Origin of the sequence: Shewanella sp. 10N.286.51.B2, assembly GCF_041469265.1 — a bacterium.
In the GTDB taxonomy this organism is placed as follows: Bacteria; Pseudomonadota; Gammaproteobacteria; order Enterobacterales; family Shewanellaceae; genus Shewanella.
Map to the genome: position 1 here is coordinate 1 of NZ_JBFRKH010000106.1, position 15,848 is coordinate 15,848.

General features: G+C 38.7%; 14 protein-coding genes and 2 tRNA genes. 11 read left to right on the plus strand and 5 right to left on the minus strand.

Annotation, left to right across the window (positions count from 1 at the left end):
* Window positions 1-76: 76 nt before the first annotated feature.
* From AB4140_RS19450 to AB4140_RS19460, 3 genes are all read left to right on the plus strand, one after another.
* Window positions 77-610, plus strand: a complete 534-nt coding sequence (locus tag AB4140_RS19450) for a cell division protein ZapC (protein WP_076536309.1) — start codon at window positions 77-79, stop codon at window positions 608-610.
* 518 nt (window positions 611-1,128) lie between these two features.
* A complete protein-coding gene (locus AB4140_RS19455) occupies window positions 1,129-1,611 on the plus strand; it encodes a GNAT family N-acetyltransferase (protein WP_303459183.1) in 483 nt (160 codons plus the stop codon).
* Window positions 1,612-1,875: 264 nt separating this feature from the next.
* Window positions 1,876-2,940 carry a LacI family DNA-binding transcriptional regulator gene (locus tag AB4140_RS19460; RefSeq protein ID WP_102477265.1) on the plus strand — a complete coding sequence of 355 codons (1,065 nt, stop codon included), beginning with the start codon at window positions 1,876-1,878 and terminating at the stop codon, window positions 2,938-2,940.
* Between the two features lie 13 nt (window positions 2,941-2,953).
* Here the strand turns inward: AB4140_RS19460 and AB4140_RS19465 are convergent, their stop codons facing one another.
* Window positions 2,954-3,889 carry a LysR family transcriptional regulator gene (locus AB4140_RS19465; protein WP_372002275.1) on the minus strand — a complete coding sequence of 312 codons (936 nt, stop codon included), beginning with the start codon at window positions 3,887-3,889 and terminating at the stop codon, window positions 2,954-2,956.
* A gap of 724 nt (window positions 3,890-4,613) precedes the next feature.
* Here AB4140_RS19465 and AB4140_RS19470 point away from each other — a divergent pair.
* Window positions 4,614-5,711, plus strand: coding sequence for a GGDEF domain-containing protein (locus AB4140_RS19470; protein WP_372002277.1), 1,098 nt, complete (start codon window positions 4,614-4,616; stop codon window positions 5,709-5,711).
* A 530-nt stretch (window positions 5,712-6,241) separates the two neighbouring features.
* Here AB4140_RS19470 and AB4140_RS19475 read toward each other — a convergent pair.
* On the minus strand, window positions 6,242-6,556 hold the full coding sequence (locus AB4140_RS19475; protein ID WP_102437802.1) for a hypothetical protein: 315 nt from the start codon (window positions 6,554-6,556) through the stop codon (window positions 6,242-6,244).
* A gap of 177 nt (window positions 6,557-6,733) precedes the next feature.
* On the opposite strand from AB4140_RS19475, the gene AB4140_RS19480 reads away from it, so the two are divergent.
* Entirely contained in the window at window positions 6,734-7,228 is a 495-nt protein-coding gene (locus AB4140_RS19480; protein WP_102437800.1) for a putative 4-hydroxy-4-methyl-2-oxoglutarate aldolase, read from the plus strand.
* Window positions 7,229-7,287: 59 nt separating this feature from the next.
* Entirely contained in the window at window positions 7,288-9,102 is a 1,815-nt protein-coding gene (locus AB4140_RS19485; protein ID WP_372002280.1) for an AsmA family protein, read from the plus strand.
* Between the two features lie 245 nt (window positions 9,103-9,347).
* Here AB4140_RS19485 and AB4140_RS19490 read toward each other — a convergent pair whose 3' ends face one another.
* Window positions 9,348-10,871, minus strand: coding sequence for a LysM peptidoglycan-binding domain-containing protein (locus AB4140_RS19490; protein ID WP_102437797.1), 1,524 nt, complete (start codon window positions 10,869-10,871; stop codon window positions 9,348-9,350).
* Window positions 10,872-11,012: 141 nt separating this feature from the next.
* Window positions 11,013-11,810 carry a hydroxyacylglutathione hydrolase gene (gene gloB / locus AB4140_RS19495; protein WP_372002283.1) on the minus strand — a complete coding sequence of 266 codons (798 nt, stop codon included), beginning with the start codon at window positions 11,808-11,810 and terminating at the stop codon, window positions 11,013-11,015.
* A gap of 281 nt (window positions 11,811-12,091) precedes the next feature.
* On the opposite strand from gloB, the gene AB4140_RS19500 reads away from it, so the two are divergent.
* A complete protein-coding gene (locus AB4140_RS19500) occupies window positions 12,092-12,835 on the plus strand; it encodes a class I SAM-dependent methyltransferase (RefSeq protein WP_372002287.1) in 744 nt (247 codons plus the stop codon).
* Between the two features lie 49 nt (window positions 12,836-12,884).
* On the opposite strand, the gene rnhA is transcribed toward AB4140_RS19500, so the two are convergent.
* Complete coding sequence (gene rnhA, locus AB4140_RS19505) at window positions 12,885-13,367, minus strand: ribonuclease HI (protein ID WP_102437793.1); 483 nt, start codon at window positions 13,365-13,367, stop codon at window positions 12,885-12,887.
* Window positions 13,368-13,443: 76 nt separating this feature from the next.
* On the opposite strand from rnhA, the gene dnaQ reads away from it, so the two are divergent.
* The 4 genes from dnaQ (at window position 13,444) to AB4140_RS19525 (ending at window position 15,848) form a co-directional block, all read left to right on the plus strand.
* Window positions 13,444-14,178: a DNA polymerase III subunit epsilon gene (dnaQ, locus tag AB4140_RS19510; protein ID WP_102477270.1), complete on the plus strand. Its 735-nt coding sequence runs from the start codon at window positions 13,444-13,446 to the stop codon at window positions 14,176-14,178.
* A gap of 11 nt (window positions 14,179-14,189) precedes the next feature.
* Window positions 14,190-15,482: a TIGR03503 family protein gene (locus tag AB4140_RS19515; protein ID WP_372002286.1), complete on the plus strand. Its 1,293-nt coding sequence runs from the start codon at window positions 14,190-14,192 to the stop codon at window positions 15,480-15,482.
* Between the two features lie 163 nt (window positions 15,483-15,645).
* Window positions 15,646-15,722: transfer RNA gene (locus tag AB4140_RS19520), tRNA-Asp, on the plus strand.
* 49 nt (window positions 15,723-15,771) lie between these two features.
* A tRNA-Asp gene (locus tag AB4140_RS19525) sits at window positions 15,772-15,848 on the plus strand.

Below are 15,848 nucleotides of genomic sequence, written 5' to 3' on the forward strand. Positions count from 1 at the left end.
GTTTTTAAATAATATTTTGATATTGTCTGAAATATAAACTATTATCAGATTGTATTGTTAAAGTAGGTATTTAAAAATGTTATTAATGCCAAATAAGGACTGGCAGTGGGAATATAATGAAACTTTTAAGCAATTAAGTATTTCATTAGGTTCCGAAATGGAGTTCTTAACCCCATATAAAACCAAATCTCTTATCCCTGATGCATTAATGACGTCAGAATTTAGTGTGGATCATGCTAAATTCTATATAAACCTACTTGAAAGTCTGCCTAAAGCGTTAAAAATGTCCGATGCTGCAGTCGTACAAACAGCGCTGAATGCCACCGCAGCGCATTTTATGATCAAACCACAAATGCCAAAATCTTGGTTTTTTGAAATCAGTCAAGAATGTGTTTATTGCGAAGTAGGTAAGTTATTTTCGTTAAATGCCAATGGAACCTCTGTTTTAGTTCTAGTGGTTGAAAACAGCTTGCAGGCAGCGTTAGTGATGGTGTTATCAAGTGAGTGCCCTTTAACAGAATCTAAAGTATTACAGCAATTTGATACCATTAAAGTTATGCACAATCGCTTAAATCCCCTAAAGAAATCTAGGCATGTCGTTGCTGCCTAAGCAATATTTGTTAGTTCGTGTTTAATTTACTTGTCTCATGTTGTGTATTTCTTTCTAATCAAGAAATAGATTAATCAGAAAGTCCATGTCAGTTATCCTGCTTATAGAACACCCACCTATATTATTATGTAATAACACGATTGACTGTGGCGATACATGCTCAGCTTCAGCGGTTTATCTAATAGACTGACAAACAATCTCTCTCATGCTTATTGCACTTCGCATGTTGCATTACCTATATCAGCCTGATGAAAAAATGGCACAGTTCGACGATAAACGATAAACGATAAACGAAAAACAATAGGCTTCAATCATGAAATAGAAGGCCGTTGCTGCGGCCATATTTGAGGGGAAACTCTGTTAACCTACCATAACATTAGAAAATTCACATATATTTCAGAAGCATATAGAGGCAATTAGAGCAAAGATTTACGCCTGAACAAATGTAATGTCTTTTATTGCGGATTTATTTGATAATCTAGTTTAAATACCGGCCTGTTAAGTAACATAAAAAGTTTATGAAAATTGTAATTGAACCAATAATTTCACAGCAAGATCAACAAGTGGCAGCCATCATTAAATCAGTAGGTAAAGAATTTGGTGCCATAGGCGAGGGGTTTGGCCCTTCTGATCCCGAAGTACTACAAATGAGCCGGTTTTATTGCTCAAAAAATAAGAGTATTTATTTAGTAGCATGCATTGATAATCAAGTGGTAGGCGGTGCAGGTATTGCAAAGTTCAACGGTGATAACAAGATTTGTGAGTTAAGAAAATTATTTCTATTACCTGAAACGAGAGGGCTTGGTTTAGGTAAGCGCTTAACTGAGCAATGTCTTACATTTGCAAAAGCAAACGGTTTTGAACAATGTTATCTCGATACGTTAAATTCAATGACAGCGGCAATTACACTCTATGAAAAGATGGGCTTTCAACATTTAGATAAGCCCCTTGTTGGTACCATTCACGGTGGCTGTGATGTTTGGATGCTAAAAAGCTTATAGTAATAATTTATAGACATTATTATCAAATGTAGGTTATCGATAACACGATAAATTTATTGTGTGAGTAATAACCAGCTTTAGTCGCTAATAACGATGGTTCGATGATCCTTATTGACTGTTTTAATGTGATAATTATAGATTTTGCCACAATACGCATGAATAAGAATAAGTGATTATAGTATCAGTAATTTATCTGTTATTCTGAGGGTATTATTGTTACTACGAACTTTGTAACATTTATCTTATTTTTAAATGAGTTTCCTAATGAGTCCAATTAATAAGAGTAAATCAAGCACTAAAATCACTATTCAAGATGTTGCTTTAATGGCTGGTGTGTCGAAAATGACCGTTTCTAGGGTGTTAAACAAGGACGAAAAAGTCAGTGACAAAACACGAGCGAAAGTCCAGCAAGCGGCAGATCAACTAAACTATCGCCCCAATATTTCAGCTAGGCGTTTAGCGAGTTCTAAATCTTATTTAATTGGCTTACTTTACGAAAACCCAAGTGAAGGTGGTTATGTTAGTCAGTTCATGATGTCGGCTTTAAAAAGTTGCCGCCAGCAAGGTTATCATTTAGTGGTAGATGAGTGTGAAGGCACCCAAGAAGAAAAGTTAAAAATCACACGTGATTTAGTTGAAGAAACACGAGTTGATGGCGTTATTCTATTACCGCCTTTTTGTAACAATATTGAGATTCTCAAAGAGCTTACTGTATTAAATATTCCTTTTGTACGAGTATCACCAGATGTGGAGTTAACCTTATCTGCTTTTGTTTGTATGGACGATTATCAAGCGGCTTATGATATGACCAATTTGTTAGTCAATAAAGGCCATAAAGACATTGGCTTTATTATAGGGCACCCAGACGTTGGTGCCAGTCGTCTTCGTTATCAAGGATTTTTAGATGCAATGCGATCTAAACAGTTAAACATTCCGCCAGAGTTTATTGAGCAAGGTATGTTCAGCTATAAGTCTGCATTAGGAGCTGCTAAGGCTCTATTAGATAGAGAAAATAGACCAAGCGCGATATTTGCTAGTAATGATGATATGGCTGCAGCAGTTGTTTCGGTTGCCAATTCCTTAGGCTTAAATGTACCCAAAGACTTAAGCGTTGCCGGTTATGATGATACCCCGCTTGCTACTACGATTTGGCCACATATCACAACAGTGAAACAACCTATCAATGCGATGGCTGAAACAGCTATCACATTACTGACTTCTGGCCAAATGAATCAAGTGACTTCAGATAGCCTATCAAATTTACGCCATGTTTTAGACTTTGAATTAAAAGAGCGAGATTCAACAACTCAGTTTAATGAATTAGCTTAATAGTGATTGTATGTTATTTAATATCTTGTTTGTTTAACACGCCATGCTCAACCAGTTGAGACAATAGCTGCTGGGTTTTCTCTCTAAAATAATCACGTAATAAGCGCACTGTTGGGGTAATAGACTGACGGCTGGGGCACACAAGCCACAATTCAGTCGCAGTTGGTTTATATTCCTGCATGACGTTTACCACACGACCTGTTAGCAAATCATCCGCCATATCAAGACATGACTTAATCGCAAACCCGTGTCCCGACACACACCAACGCCGCACCAAATCTCCGTCATTAGATGCACGATTACCTTTAAGCTTTACTTTATGGCTTTGGTCTTGATGACTAAAGCGCCACTCGTTCTGAACAATATCCTGTAACTGGTAAAACAGCCCATTGTGATTTATGAGTTCATCTGGCGTTGTTGGGACGCCATTTTTGTCTAAATAGCTTTGTGTGGCGCATAGCACTCGCGGAATACTGCAAATTCGAAAACCATACATACTGGCATCGCTTGGCTCACCATAGCGCAGCGCCATATCAACAGAGTCACGATAAAAATCAATATTACTGTCAGTGATATTACTGCGTAAAGCCACGTCGGGATAAAGCAGCAAAAAATCATCCAACCACGGGGTAACCACATTACGGCCTAGATCAGATGATAGGGCAATTCTTATTTCACCTTTTAGTACATCTAAATCTTCCTGAGCATTTTGCTGGGCATTGTCTAACAGTTGCACAGCCAGTTCGCATTGAGGTAAATAGCGCTCACCAGCAGGGGAAAGCCTAAGTTGGCGCGTAGTGCGTACAAATAGCTCAACGCCTAATGCTGCTTCAACACGCTTGACCGCAGCACTAGCGGTTGCCATACGCATATCAAGGCTGTTTGCAGCCGCAGTAATACTTCGAAATTCAGCTACTTTGAGAATGATGTGCAGGTCTTGTATGAGCATATTATCAATCCATATTTGAGAATATTATAATTAATATAGCGTTTTTAGTGGAGTTAACAGCAGGTATTATTTACTTATTCGATAAAATAGCACGCACAGGTGATAACAATGCAATAAGTTTATTTTCAACAAGGTCTAATATGTCCGCCATCTGAGTCTGGCAGTCTTCTTATTAGAATCACTCAAGACTGTCGTGAGTTAATGCAGCTTTTACGCCTTATTAAAGACGTTGAGTTTGCTATTCGACCAGTTGAGGGTATTAAACGCGATATTTGGGCAGCAAAAGCTTTTTAGGAAAACCGTCAACAAGTTAACTTTGCCACGTTTAGCGACTTTAAATTAAGCGAGTACTAACCCAGTAAAAACCACCTAAAAAGGCGTTTTTGTAACTGGGGTACAGTTACTTTGCCTTCGAGAGTAAATTAAAGGGGTATTCTGACATAAAGTTAGGCATTTTCTCTTGCTGATGAATTGTTCAATCAAGGTCTCAATCGTGCGCTAAATAACGCCTAGCACATGTTTATTTAATGATTTCCAATGGTCTGCTAGACAATTCAGACGATGCTTCCTATATTTACTATAATGCTCTAATTAACTGTATTTGTGTGTTTTTAAGAACGTTAAAATAAGTATGCAGCCTCATAAAATATTCGTTTATCTCAAGCTATTAAAATCGATTAATGAGTTGTTTACTAGGGTCAAATTGTGCTGAATTAGGATATGTATGTCTAACGTTCCTGCAAAACTTTTACAAAATGTCGCCGAGCAAACACCCAGAGCCATGGTTGCGATGTTGATTGTCTCTATTACTTACGCCTTAGTATTTAACATCCTCATTCCGTTTAACATTTTGATGACTTGGTTTTGTTTACAAATTCTCTTAGCAATATGCCGAATTTATAATGCAAAAATGTTTGAAAAACATTTAGAAAAAGAAGATAGAAAAAGACTCGCTAATGATGAAGTCATTTTTATCGCTCTAAATGTATTTCAAGCCTGCATGTGGACGGCATCATCGGTGATGCTAATAATTTATGCTCGTCAACCGTTTGAGTTTGTCGGTTTTATTCTAATTATCGGAATTGTCACAGCCGCAACATTATCGATGTCGTCTTTCTTTAAAGCCTATTTGGTGTTTTTCATTTTAATGATAACGCCGCAGATTGCTATTATGCTTTATTTTGGTGAATACCAACATTTTGCTTTATTGGCGTTTATTGTTAGCTATATTCCTGCAACCATTTTATTGTCAAAATCAATGTTAGATAGTCGTATATCTAGCATAAAAGCCCACGAGGATGTAGAAAAGAGCGCCGAAGAATTTCGTAGATTATCAATCATGGATAATCTAACTAACATATATAATCGACGCTATTTTTTTGAAATGGCCAAAAAGATAATGGCGATTGCTTCAAGACAACAAACTAGCGTTTCACTGTTAATGATTGATATCGATCACTTTAAAAAAGTGAACGATAATTATGGCCATCAAGCAGGTGATTTTGTATTAATACATCTCGCCAGAGTCGTAGAAGCTAGTATGCGAGAAAGCGATATTTTCGCACGAATTGGTGGTGAGGAATTCGCTATTTTACTCAACAATACATCAATGAATGATGCCAAGCGTATTGCTGAGAAAATACGAATTATCATTGAGAGTAAAGATTTCCTTTATAATACCATTTTGATTGATACAAGCGTCAGTATCGGTGTCGCTGAAATGACCCAAGAAATCACTACAATTGAGGCATTATATAAACAAGCAGATACCCATCTTTATTTAGCAAAAGGTCACGGCAGAAATAGAGTGTATCCAGTTTAGCTAAAACGGTTTTAATACATTTGAAATTCAAAATTAAAGGGGCTTTTCTCAATTCAAATTGCTATTTTTCAACCCATTGTGGCACCGTGATAGGCAGACCAAGTGGACGATATCCCAAATGACATTAAAGGATTCATTGGCGATATTTATCAAGCATCATTCAAATAGTAGCAACCACAGAGGGGAAAGGGCAGTTCTTGCTAAGCCAAGTACCAACTTAACCCGCAGTGAAGAGGTTTTGTTTGAAAAGTAAAAATCAAAATGAACATATACCTTCGAATAGCGATAAGGTTTTTGTAGGTTTGGTTATGCAAGCTAGTTTTGGGTAGATTTAAAATATAAATTATTTACATAGCCGGATTATAAACAATTTAGGCTTACCCCCAAGTAAACCTAAAAAGATATAAAGTAATGCGATTATAAGATTGGACAATTAAATCAGCCAATAAAAATAGTTAGAGTATCAATTTGTGTTGAACTTGAGTCTTTTAGTATGAAGATTTTACTATTTAATTTGGGTTCTAGACTATTTATTTTTGTTTGATTGAAATCATGATTTCAAGTACTTCTTGGTAAGAAATACGATATTCTCTAGACAGTTGTATGACTTTAGATTTGTAGGTTTGAACTTGCTCTTGCTTCTTTAAGGCTGATTTTTTTTGCTCAACCATTTCTGAAACGACTTCATTTAAAATGTTTAATCGACGTAAACTGTAATCAAGAGAGTCAAGATAAGTTTTCATTTGCAGTTTGTTGCGGGCACTTTCAAGACTTTTAGTTGTTCTATTTTCGAAATCTAATTCATCAAAGGCGTTAATTACATTTTGTAAATTAATATCAGTCATATGGATAACTACTTAGGATTATGAGTAAATGAATGCTATTTAGCATGGGTACTCTCTATCTTCCATGAATAGTAACAGAGCATTATTGATAGTTTATTCAGATTAATGATTTGTTTCAATAGAGCATGACGTTTATATTAAACATTAATTTATTTACTTTAGTACAGGATGTGCAAAATGCTAGATTTATTACCTGATTTATTTGACCACTATGGTTCTGAATTAACCTTGATACCCGCCAATTGGCAAAGTTACGGCGCCAAACGGATATTTTATGGTGAAGTGGTTACGGTTAAGTGTTTTGAAGATAACTCTAAAGTGAAGTCAACGTTAGCAACCGCTGGTAAAGGTAAAGTGTTAGTGGTCGATGGCGGCGGCGTGTGTCGGCGTGCTTTGCTAGGTGACATGATTGCGGAGTCGGCGGCCAATAATGAATGGGAAGGTATCATCATTTTTGGTGCGGTAAGAGATGTGGGCACATTGTCGACCATTGGTATTGGTGTGCAGGCGCTAAGTGCTAATCCCATTAAAACAGAAAAAAAAGATGTTGGCCTTGTGAATATAAATATCGAGATTGCCGGTGTCTCAGTAAAACCTGCCATGATGATCTATGCCGATGAAAATGGCATAGCCGTTACTGAAAAACCTTTAGATTTAGCAGTATTAAGCTAAACTTAGATGAATTAATTTATTTTTACATTAAAAATCAATTTGCTTACAAGGATGCAAACATGAAGGCACTTAAATGGCTATTAGCTATAGTCGCTAGCGTAATCTTATTGCTGGTTATTTATTTAACGGTATTTTTTGATCCAAATAGTTTTAAACCACAAATTGTGGATGCCGTTAAAAAGCAAACTGGCCGTGATTTTGTCATTAGCCAAGACTTAAGTTGGAGCTTTTTCCCGACACTTGGGATTAACCTCGGTGGCATTTCACTATCCAACCCTGAGAACTTTTCTCCAAGTACATTAGTTGAAGTAAACCAAGCGGTCGCCAGTGTGGCATTAATGCCGCTTTTAAGCCAACAAGTGGAAATTGCACAATTATCCCTTGATGGTTTGACTATGAATATCGTCACTAAAAAAGACGGTTCAACCAGCTTTGATGGTTTGGGCGGTGCTGCATCACCTGAAACCACAACCGCGTCAGAACCAGCATCATCAGCTAATACACTCGAATTGCAAAGTTTACAAATCGGCGGCGTGTCTATTACCAATACCACCATCAACGTAATTGATGAAGCGGCAGAAACCAAACAAATATTTAGTTTAAATAGTTTAACCCTTGGTGAGTTTTCATTAGGAAACGCTGCAGACTTTGCTTATGAATTTACTGCACAAATGCCTGATATGATGCTGGCAAGTTCTGGTAATGGTCAATTGACCATTAGTGAAGATTTGACTCAGGTTATTATGGCTGATTTAACCATTAATACTGATGTGACCGGTGAGGCTATCCCTAATAAAAGTGTTAGCAGCCAGCTGATTACTGATATTAATGTGGCTTTAGATGCTAAAAAATTAGATGTTGCTATAAAACAATTGTCAGCGATGGACATAAGCGCCACTGGCGATGTTTCAGTCAATTACGGCGCCACAATCCCTAAAATTAACCTGCAATTAGATGTCGGTGATATCGATGTTGATAAATTACTGCCGCCATCAGAGACCGAAGCTAAAGCAAAAGACACTGAACAAGTTGCAGCGAGCAAGCCAGCTGTAGAGCCTGATTTGTCCGCATTAAAAACCATTGATTTAACCTTAGGCATGTCGGTTAAATCAATCAAGGTCGCAAATCTACTCACTCAAAACTGGGTAATGAAAGCCAAGGTCAAAGATGGCGTCGCCGATTTAACTCAGTTTTCTGCGAATTTATATGAAGGTAGCATTAAAGCGACAGCCCAGCTTGATGGTCGTCAGAAAGTAGCTAGTTATCGCTTTGATGAAACATTAACGGGGGTGCAATTTAGACCGCTGTTAAAAGATGCGGCGGATATTGATTTAATTTCAGGTGCGGCAAATTTTAAAATTTCTGGTTCTGGTAAAAGTTTAATTCCAGATAACTTAAAGAAAAACCTGCTGGCACAGGGTAATTTCGAAATTGCCGATGGCTCGTTATACGGAGTGAATATCCCGCAAATGATCCGTAGTGCTCAAGATAAGTTAAAAGGGGATTTATCTGCAAAAAATACTGAAGAACTTAAAACTGATTTTACTAGTTTAACCGGTAGTTTTAGTTTGAAAAATGCTGTTGCGACTAACCCAGACTTAGCTATGGCGTCGCCACTCATTCGCCTTAGCGGTAATGGCAGTGCTAATATTGATAATGAAACTGTGGACTATAAGCTAACGACGTCAGTGGTGGGCTCATTAGCGGGTCAGGGTGGTGAAGATGCCTTAGCTGGCGTGGACATTCCGCTTACCATAACCGGCAGCATGAAAGATCCTAAATTTGGTATCGATACCAGTGCTTTATTAGATTCTAAACTTAAAGATGAAACCGATAAACTCAAAGGTAAGTTATTTAAGAAATTAGGTTTTTAATGATGTGATTAAGCCCACTTGGGCTTAGTCAGCGGCTATTTTTATCATAAGTAAAAATATCCAAGGGATCATGTTAACCAAGACTTTGGATCTTGTACTGCTTTAAACTTGGTATAGATGAGTTGATTACATCAAGTTTAAAAATCGCTATATAATAAAAAACGGCAAGGATCACCTTGCCGTTTTTTGTTTTAAGTCGCGAAATACTTACTGCGAAATTGCTAAGAAGTTAGCTTATAGACTCACTACGCATTGACCTTGGTGACATCCACAATCAATCTTAACATCTGTCCTGGCTGAATATACTTACTGTTTTGAAGTCTATTCCACTCGATCAAATCATTGACTGAAACGTTGAATTTACTGGCAATTCTAGCCAATGAATCCCCAGAGCGAACTTTGTAATTAACGGTTCTTTCTGCATTGTTTTTGCTACTTGATACTGCGCCAATCTTTAATTGTTTACCAATGCTTAAAGTGCCGTTTTTAGGCAGACGATTCCAGCGAATTAAATCATCAACACTGACATCATTTTTTCTGGCAATGACCCATAATGAATCGCCTGATTTAACCGTGTAAGTTTTAGTCTTAACTGAGCTTGGTTTTGCTTGTGCTAATAACTGTTCAGTTGTGAGGTTTGCGCCTTCAGCAGGAACTGGAATAATAAGGTACTTTCCGGCTCTAATATTATTATTTTTCAGGCCATTACTTGAACGAATAAAAGAAGCCGAAGTATCAAAACGCTTGGCAATATGGCTTACGGTATCGCCAGATTTAATTTGGTATCTATGCCAGTTCAATTTTGATTTAGGATCAAGGTTTGCAAGTTTTTGTTCAAACTGCGCCGCTTTATCAAATGGCACCACCAATGTATTAGGGCCATCAGGTGATGTTGCCCAGCGATCTAAACCTGGGTTTAATGCTTTTAATTCTTTAACTGGCATATTGGCTAAATCTGCCGCAAGTTTAAGGTCAATCTGGCTTTGGGTATCAACCACAGCAATATGCGGTTCATTACTGATTGGAGTTAGTTTGATGCCATATTTGTCAGCATTTTTAACCACATCTGATAATGCAATCAGTTGCGGTACGTAGCGTTGAGTTTCTCTGGGTAATGATAGCGCCCAAAATTCAGTGCTTTTACCTGCGGCTTTATTACGGCGAACAGCATTATTTACTCGGCCTTCACCCGTATTATAGGCCGCAATGGCATATAACCAGTTTTGTCCGGTCCTATCGTATAAGTACTCTAAGAAGTCCAGTGCTGCAGTGGTGGATGCGGGAACATCACGTCTGCCGTCATACCACCAGTCACTTTTAACACCAAAGTAATTAGAAATAGGCGTAGTTAATTGCCATAAACCTGAAGCGGCACTCGCAGAGTAAGCTGAAGGGTCAAACGAGCTTTCAACAATAGGTAATAATGCTAGTTCAATCGGCAGATTACGTTTTTCTAATTCTTCGACAATATAATGTAAATACGGCTCTGCACGTTGAGAGACAATTTCTAAATGTCTTGGGTTCGCTAAATACCAGTCTCGATATTTATTCACCAGTTTTACATCATCAATTGGCATGGTAAGTTGCAAACGGATCCGTTGCCAAACATCGGTGATTTCAACCGGTGCTGCAACTTCGTCTACAACTTTTTCAGGCTTAATTGGCTGAGGAACGACAATCGGTGAAGGCTCGACTTTTGTTGGAGTGGCAGTTTGGCATGCGGTTAGAAATGCCAAGCTTCCAACAAAAAGGTATAAAGGTTTATGCATCTAAAAAAAATCCTAAATCTTGCAAAGCTGGCAGATCAAAGGCGTCTACCAAATGTGTTTGGTCAAAATTGAGGCGGCATTGTAGTGTAAAATGGCTTTAATGTCTTTGCTAACTTAGCAAGTGTCGCCGCGCTCAATAGCTTAAAAGTTATTTTTCCACTCTCTGAGTAAAGTAAACGTCTGTAGTGCTGTTGGTTTTTCAACTTGAAACTTAGCAGCGATGACTTGTTTTATTTCTTTACTGTTACTTCTTAAAAATGGATTTATGGCTAATTCTGTTGCGATTGTAGTTGGAATTGTAGCCATATTGTTATTACGAGATAAAGTAACTGACTGACTGTATTGCTGCAACGCTTTATTGTTAGGTTCTGCTTGTAACGCAAATTTAAGATTAGCCGCGGTATATTCATGGGCGCAGTAAACTTGGGTGTGAGGTGGCAAGTCAGCGAGTTTTGCTAACGAGTTTGCCATTTGTTCGGCTGTGCCTTCAAACAATCTTCCACAACCGCCGCTAAATAGGGTGTCTCCGCAAAATAACGCTTCACAGTTTACACTATCTGGCTGTTGATAAAAGTAAGCTATATGACCTAACGTATGGCCCGGCACACTAATGACTTTAAGCTTTGTATCAAGCTCCTTGAGTTTGAGTAATGGCTCGCCTTTTATTGGATGCGTAATACCGCTAATATTTTCACTTTCAGGTCCATAAACCTCGAGCTTATTATTAAAAGCCTGTTGTATTTGCGCAATGCCACCAGTGTGATCTGCATGATGGTGAGTGATTAATATCCCCGCCAGCTCTAATGGGGAGCCCTTGAGGTAATCGAGCACACTTTGGCCACAGCCAGGGTCAACAACATAGGCTTGATTGCTATTTTTTTGATGTATAAGCCAAATGTAGTTGTCATTAAACGCTGAAATACCGATGACTGAAAGCATGATTAAATCCATAAGTGAAATCTTACCGCTAGGTTAACGGATTATATGTAAAAGGCCAATAGAGTGAATATGCTTGGGCTGAACTAGGCTTGTATACTGTTACATTTAAAGTAAACAACTGGTTGAAGTGACTAAATAAGGTTATGTAAACGCGCTAATTAACAATAAATTTAACACTTTATTCGTCCCTTTTTTAAATGATATCAACTATGGGTAAAATGCTAACGACAAAGAGCCATAAGTCGTTATACTCAACCTAGGGCTTTTGAAATTAAGGGAGTATCAGTTTAATGTCGATAAATCAAAAACCACAATTATGGCAAGAGTTACCCTGTGGTGATGAGATTCAATTGGCCCTAGAACAAAAGTTAACTGATTGGTGGCCGAGGATTTTTGGTTACCATTTATTAAAGCTAGGTGCGCTTAGCGCTCAAGTGTCTAGTTTACATTGCAATATTGCGCGGCATTTTTCTATTCATGATGCCCAAGGCGCATCAATTCAAGCCGATCCCCATCATTTGCCCCTGCAAACAAGCACCATGGATGCCGTGCTGATGAGTTTTTTAATGGAATTTGAACATGACCCATATCGTTTATTACGGGAAGTTGACCGAGTAATGATTTCCGGCGGCTATATTTTTGTTTGTGGTTTTAACCCTGTCAGTACCGCCTTTATGGGTAAGCTTCTACCTAAATATCAAACTCAATTACCTTGGTGTGGTCAGTTTTTTATGCCAGCGAGGGTAAAAGATTGGTTAGGTTTATTAGGTTATCAAATCCTGCAGGATGAACGTTTTATTTATCACCCTTTGCTTGGACAAATGAACCAAGGCCGCTGGTGGCAAAATAGATTAGAAAAGTGGTTACCAGGCGTTGGCAGTGTGTATTTGATTGTGGCCAGAAAAATGGAGTCGCCATTAACGCCCATCAGGGAAAAGCGAAAAGCGCGTACTCGTCAATGGGCGACAGCGCCGACAGCAGGCAGAGCAGGGCACAGTAAACATACTAAATTGCTCTCAAAATAAGCTAAAGCGTATAGCCAATAATATATTGGCTATGCAACAGATTTGGGTTTTAGGCTTTGGCTTCAGGCAGATAATTAACATCAGCTTGCTGAGGTTTAGCTTCGGCGGCTTGCCTGGCTAAATCATCACAGCGTTCATTTTCAATATGCCCAGCATGTCCCTTAACCCAGCGCCAATCAATTTGATGCAGTTGACTGGCTTTATCTAACCTTTTCCATAAATCGACATTTTTAACTGGGGTTTTAGTTGAAGTTATCCAACCTTTTTTCTTCCAGCCATGGATCCATTGGGTGATCCCTTGACGCATATATTGACTATCACTGGTTAAGATGATTTTACACGGTTCATATAGCGCTTCTAACGCCACAATAGGCGCTAATAATTCCATCCGATTATTGGTCGTCAGCTTAAATCCATCAGACATTTCTTTGGTATGCTGCTTATATTTCATTACAATACCGTATCCGCCGGGACCAGGGTTACCCAGACATGAGCCATCAGTAAAGATATTGATAAGTTTTAGTTCTGACATCAAATTGTTACCATATACACAGCAATAAACATTTCGGCAATTATACCTAAATTATTATCAATTAATTGAGTTACCTATGAATATTATTTCAGGCGCCAGTCGCCAAATCATTTTAGATACTGAAACAACCGGTATGAATCAGGCTGGTGGCCCCGTTTATATTGGCCATAGAATTATCGAAATTGGTTGTGTTGAAGTGATTGACCGTAAACTAACCGGTCGTACTTATCATCAATATATCAATCCAGGTCAGTTAATTGATCCAGAAGCCATTGAAGTACATGGTATTACTGATGAACGAGTTGCTAAAGAACCGCGGTTTCATCAAATCGCACAAGAGTTTATCGACTTTATCGCCGGTGCTGAAATTGTCGCACATAACGCACCGTTTGATATCAGCTTTATGGATCATGAATTTAGTCAGCTTAGGCCCCAAGGCCCCAAGTCAGCAGATATCTGTGACATACTCGATTCGCTAGACATTGCAAAATACCTGCATCCTGGTCAAAAAAATAATCTAGATGCACTCAGTAAACGTTACGGTATCGATACCTCTAGACGTACCTATCACGGCGCACTATTGGATGCTGAAATCCTTGCTGATGTTTACTTAGTGATGACCGGTGGACAAATTGGCTTTAATTTATCAAATGAAAAAGTGGGTCAAGAAGGTGGTGGTATACAATTAATTGATCAAAATGAGTTTAATCTTAAAGTGATCCAAGCAACGGCCGATGAATTAATATCACACGATGAAAGACTTGATTTAGTCAAAAAATCAGGCAAATGCCTCTGGAGAGGTGAAGCATAAAAGTGAGCTTAATGAAATCATACTGTCTGGCGGTTATTTTTATCTTAGTTGCTACCGTTACGCCACAATTGGCAACAGCGGTGCCTTATACCCAAGCAAGTGAGTTACAGAATAGATTTCGTATTGATCATATGGTCGATGAAGTGACCTTATTGGTGCAAAGAACTTATGGCTCCGCTCCAGTGATAATCGTGTTGCCTGACGGTTCCAAATGGTATTCCGAAAGGCACCCTGATAATGTCAATTGGGCCGATGGCTTAACTGGCGATATGATTAAAATCAACAATCCGATGCCCGGTCCTTGGCAATTAATCGGCAGTTTAGCGCCTAATTCCACTATCCAAAAAGTATCGCAACTTGAAATTGACGTTGAGCATATCCCCCAGCCTCTATTTCAAGGTGAACGTTTAAAAGTCACTGCTAAGTTACTTGGTGACGGCTTAACGGTTCGTCTGCCAGGGCTTGATTACATGTTCGAATGGACGGTTAAATTTACCAGCCATCATAAAAATACCGAAGCCAACTTTACTACCGGCACTGTTACAGTCGGTTCTTACAGAGATAATGGTGAAGGTTTGGATGAGATACCCGATGATGGGGTGTTTACGGGCAAACATAATCTAAATCAACCTTGGGGAAGCTACACCTTAAGTGTTGTCGCGCGAAATAATGTATTTGAGCGTGAAATTAGCTACCCAATCTATTTATCAGAAACTCCCATTCAAGTTGAAGTAATTGAACCCGCGGATAAATTAGCCGGTGTTTGGCAGATTCAAATAAATGTTGATGACGAAATACTCAAACTTGAGCAAACCCATATTCAATTCGATATCGTTGGCCCTGCAGGGCTTAAGTTACCGATTGTTGTTAATGAGCTCACTGAAACACCAGCTTTAGTCGCGATACCGCAAGTGACCGATTTTGGCAGTTATAGAATCAAAGGCAGTGTTGCCTCAACCAGTATTGCAGGGCGTGAGTTAATACTGGATTTACCGGAATTGTTTTTTAATTTAATTGAACCGCCTCAACCTCCACCCAGCGCTGAAGAGTTAGCTGCAAGAGCTGCGCAGCTAGCAGCGCAAGAAGAGCAAGCTGCAAAAGATAAGGCTATCGTGTGGATTGCATCGATTAATGGCCTACTGTTAATCATAGGAGGGGTAGGGTTAATTTTTTGGCGTAAGAAACTTGCGTTAAATAAAGCACTGGCAACAACCAAATTAAGACTTGAACAAGAAGCTGCGAAAAAAGGTGATATCACTGCTGCTATTGATGATTTTGATTTAACCATGCCAGATGAAAAATAATTGTTTGCTGCTAATTATATTAGCTTAGATTAAATTGATCTCTTTTTAGTCAAAAAGTTTATAACTTAATCGCTGCTGTATGTTTTTTAGCTAAACGGATAAAAACTTAAAAAAAACTGTTGACGGTTTTTGACGACGACCTTATTATTCGTGCAACTTAAGTGGAGCGGTAGTTCAGTTGGTTAGAATACCGGCCTGTCACGCCGGGGGTCGCGGGTTCGAGTCCCGTCCGCTCCGCCAGTTAAGTTACTTAAATTTTGTTTATCTGTATTACAGGTGACACAGTTTAGGAGCGGTAGTTCAGTTGGTTAGAATACCGGCCTGTCACGCCGGGGGTCGCGGGTTCGAGTCCCGTCCGCTCCGCCA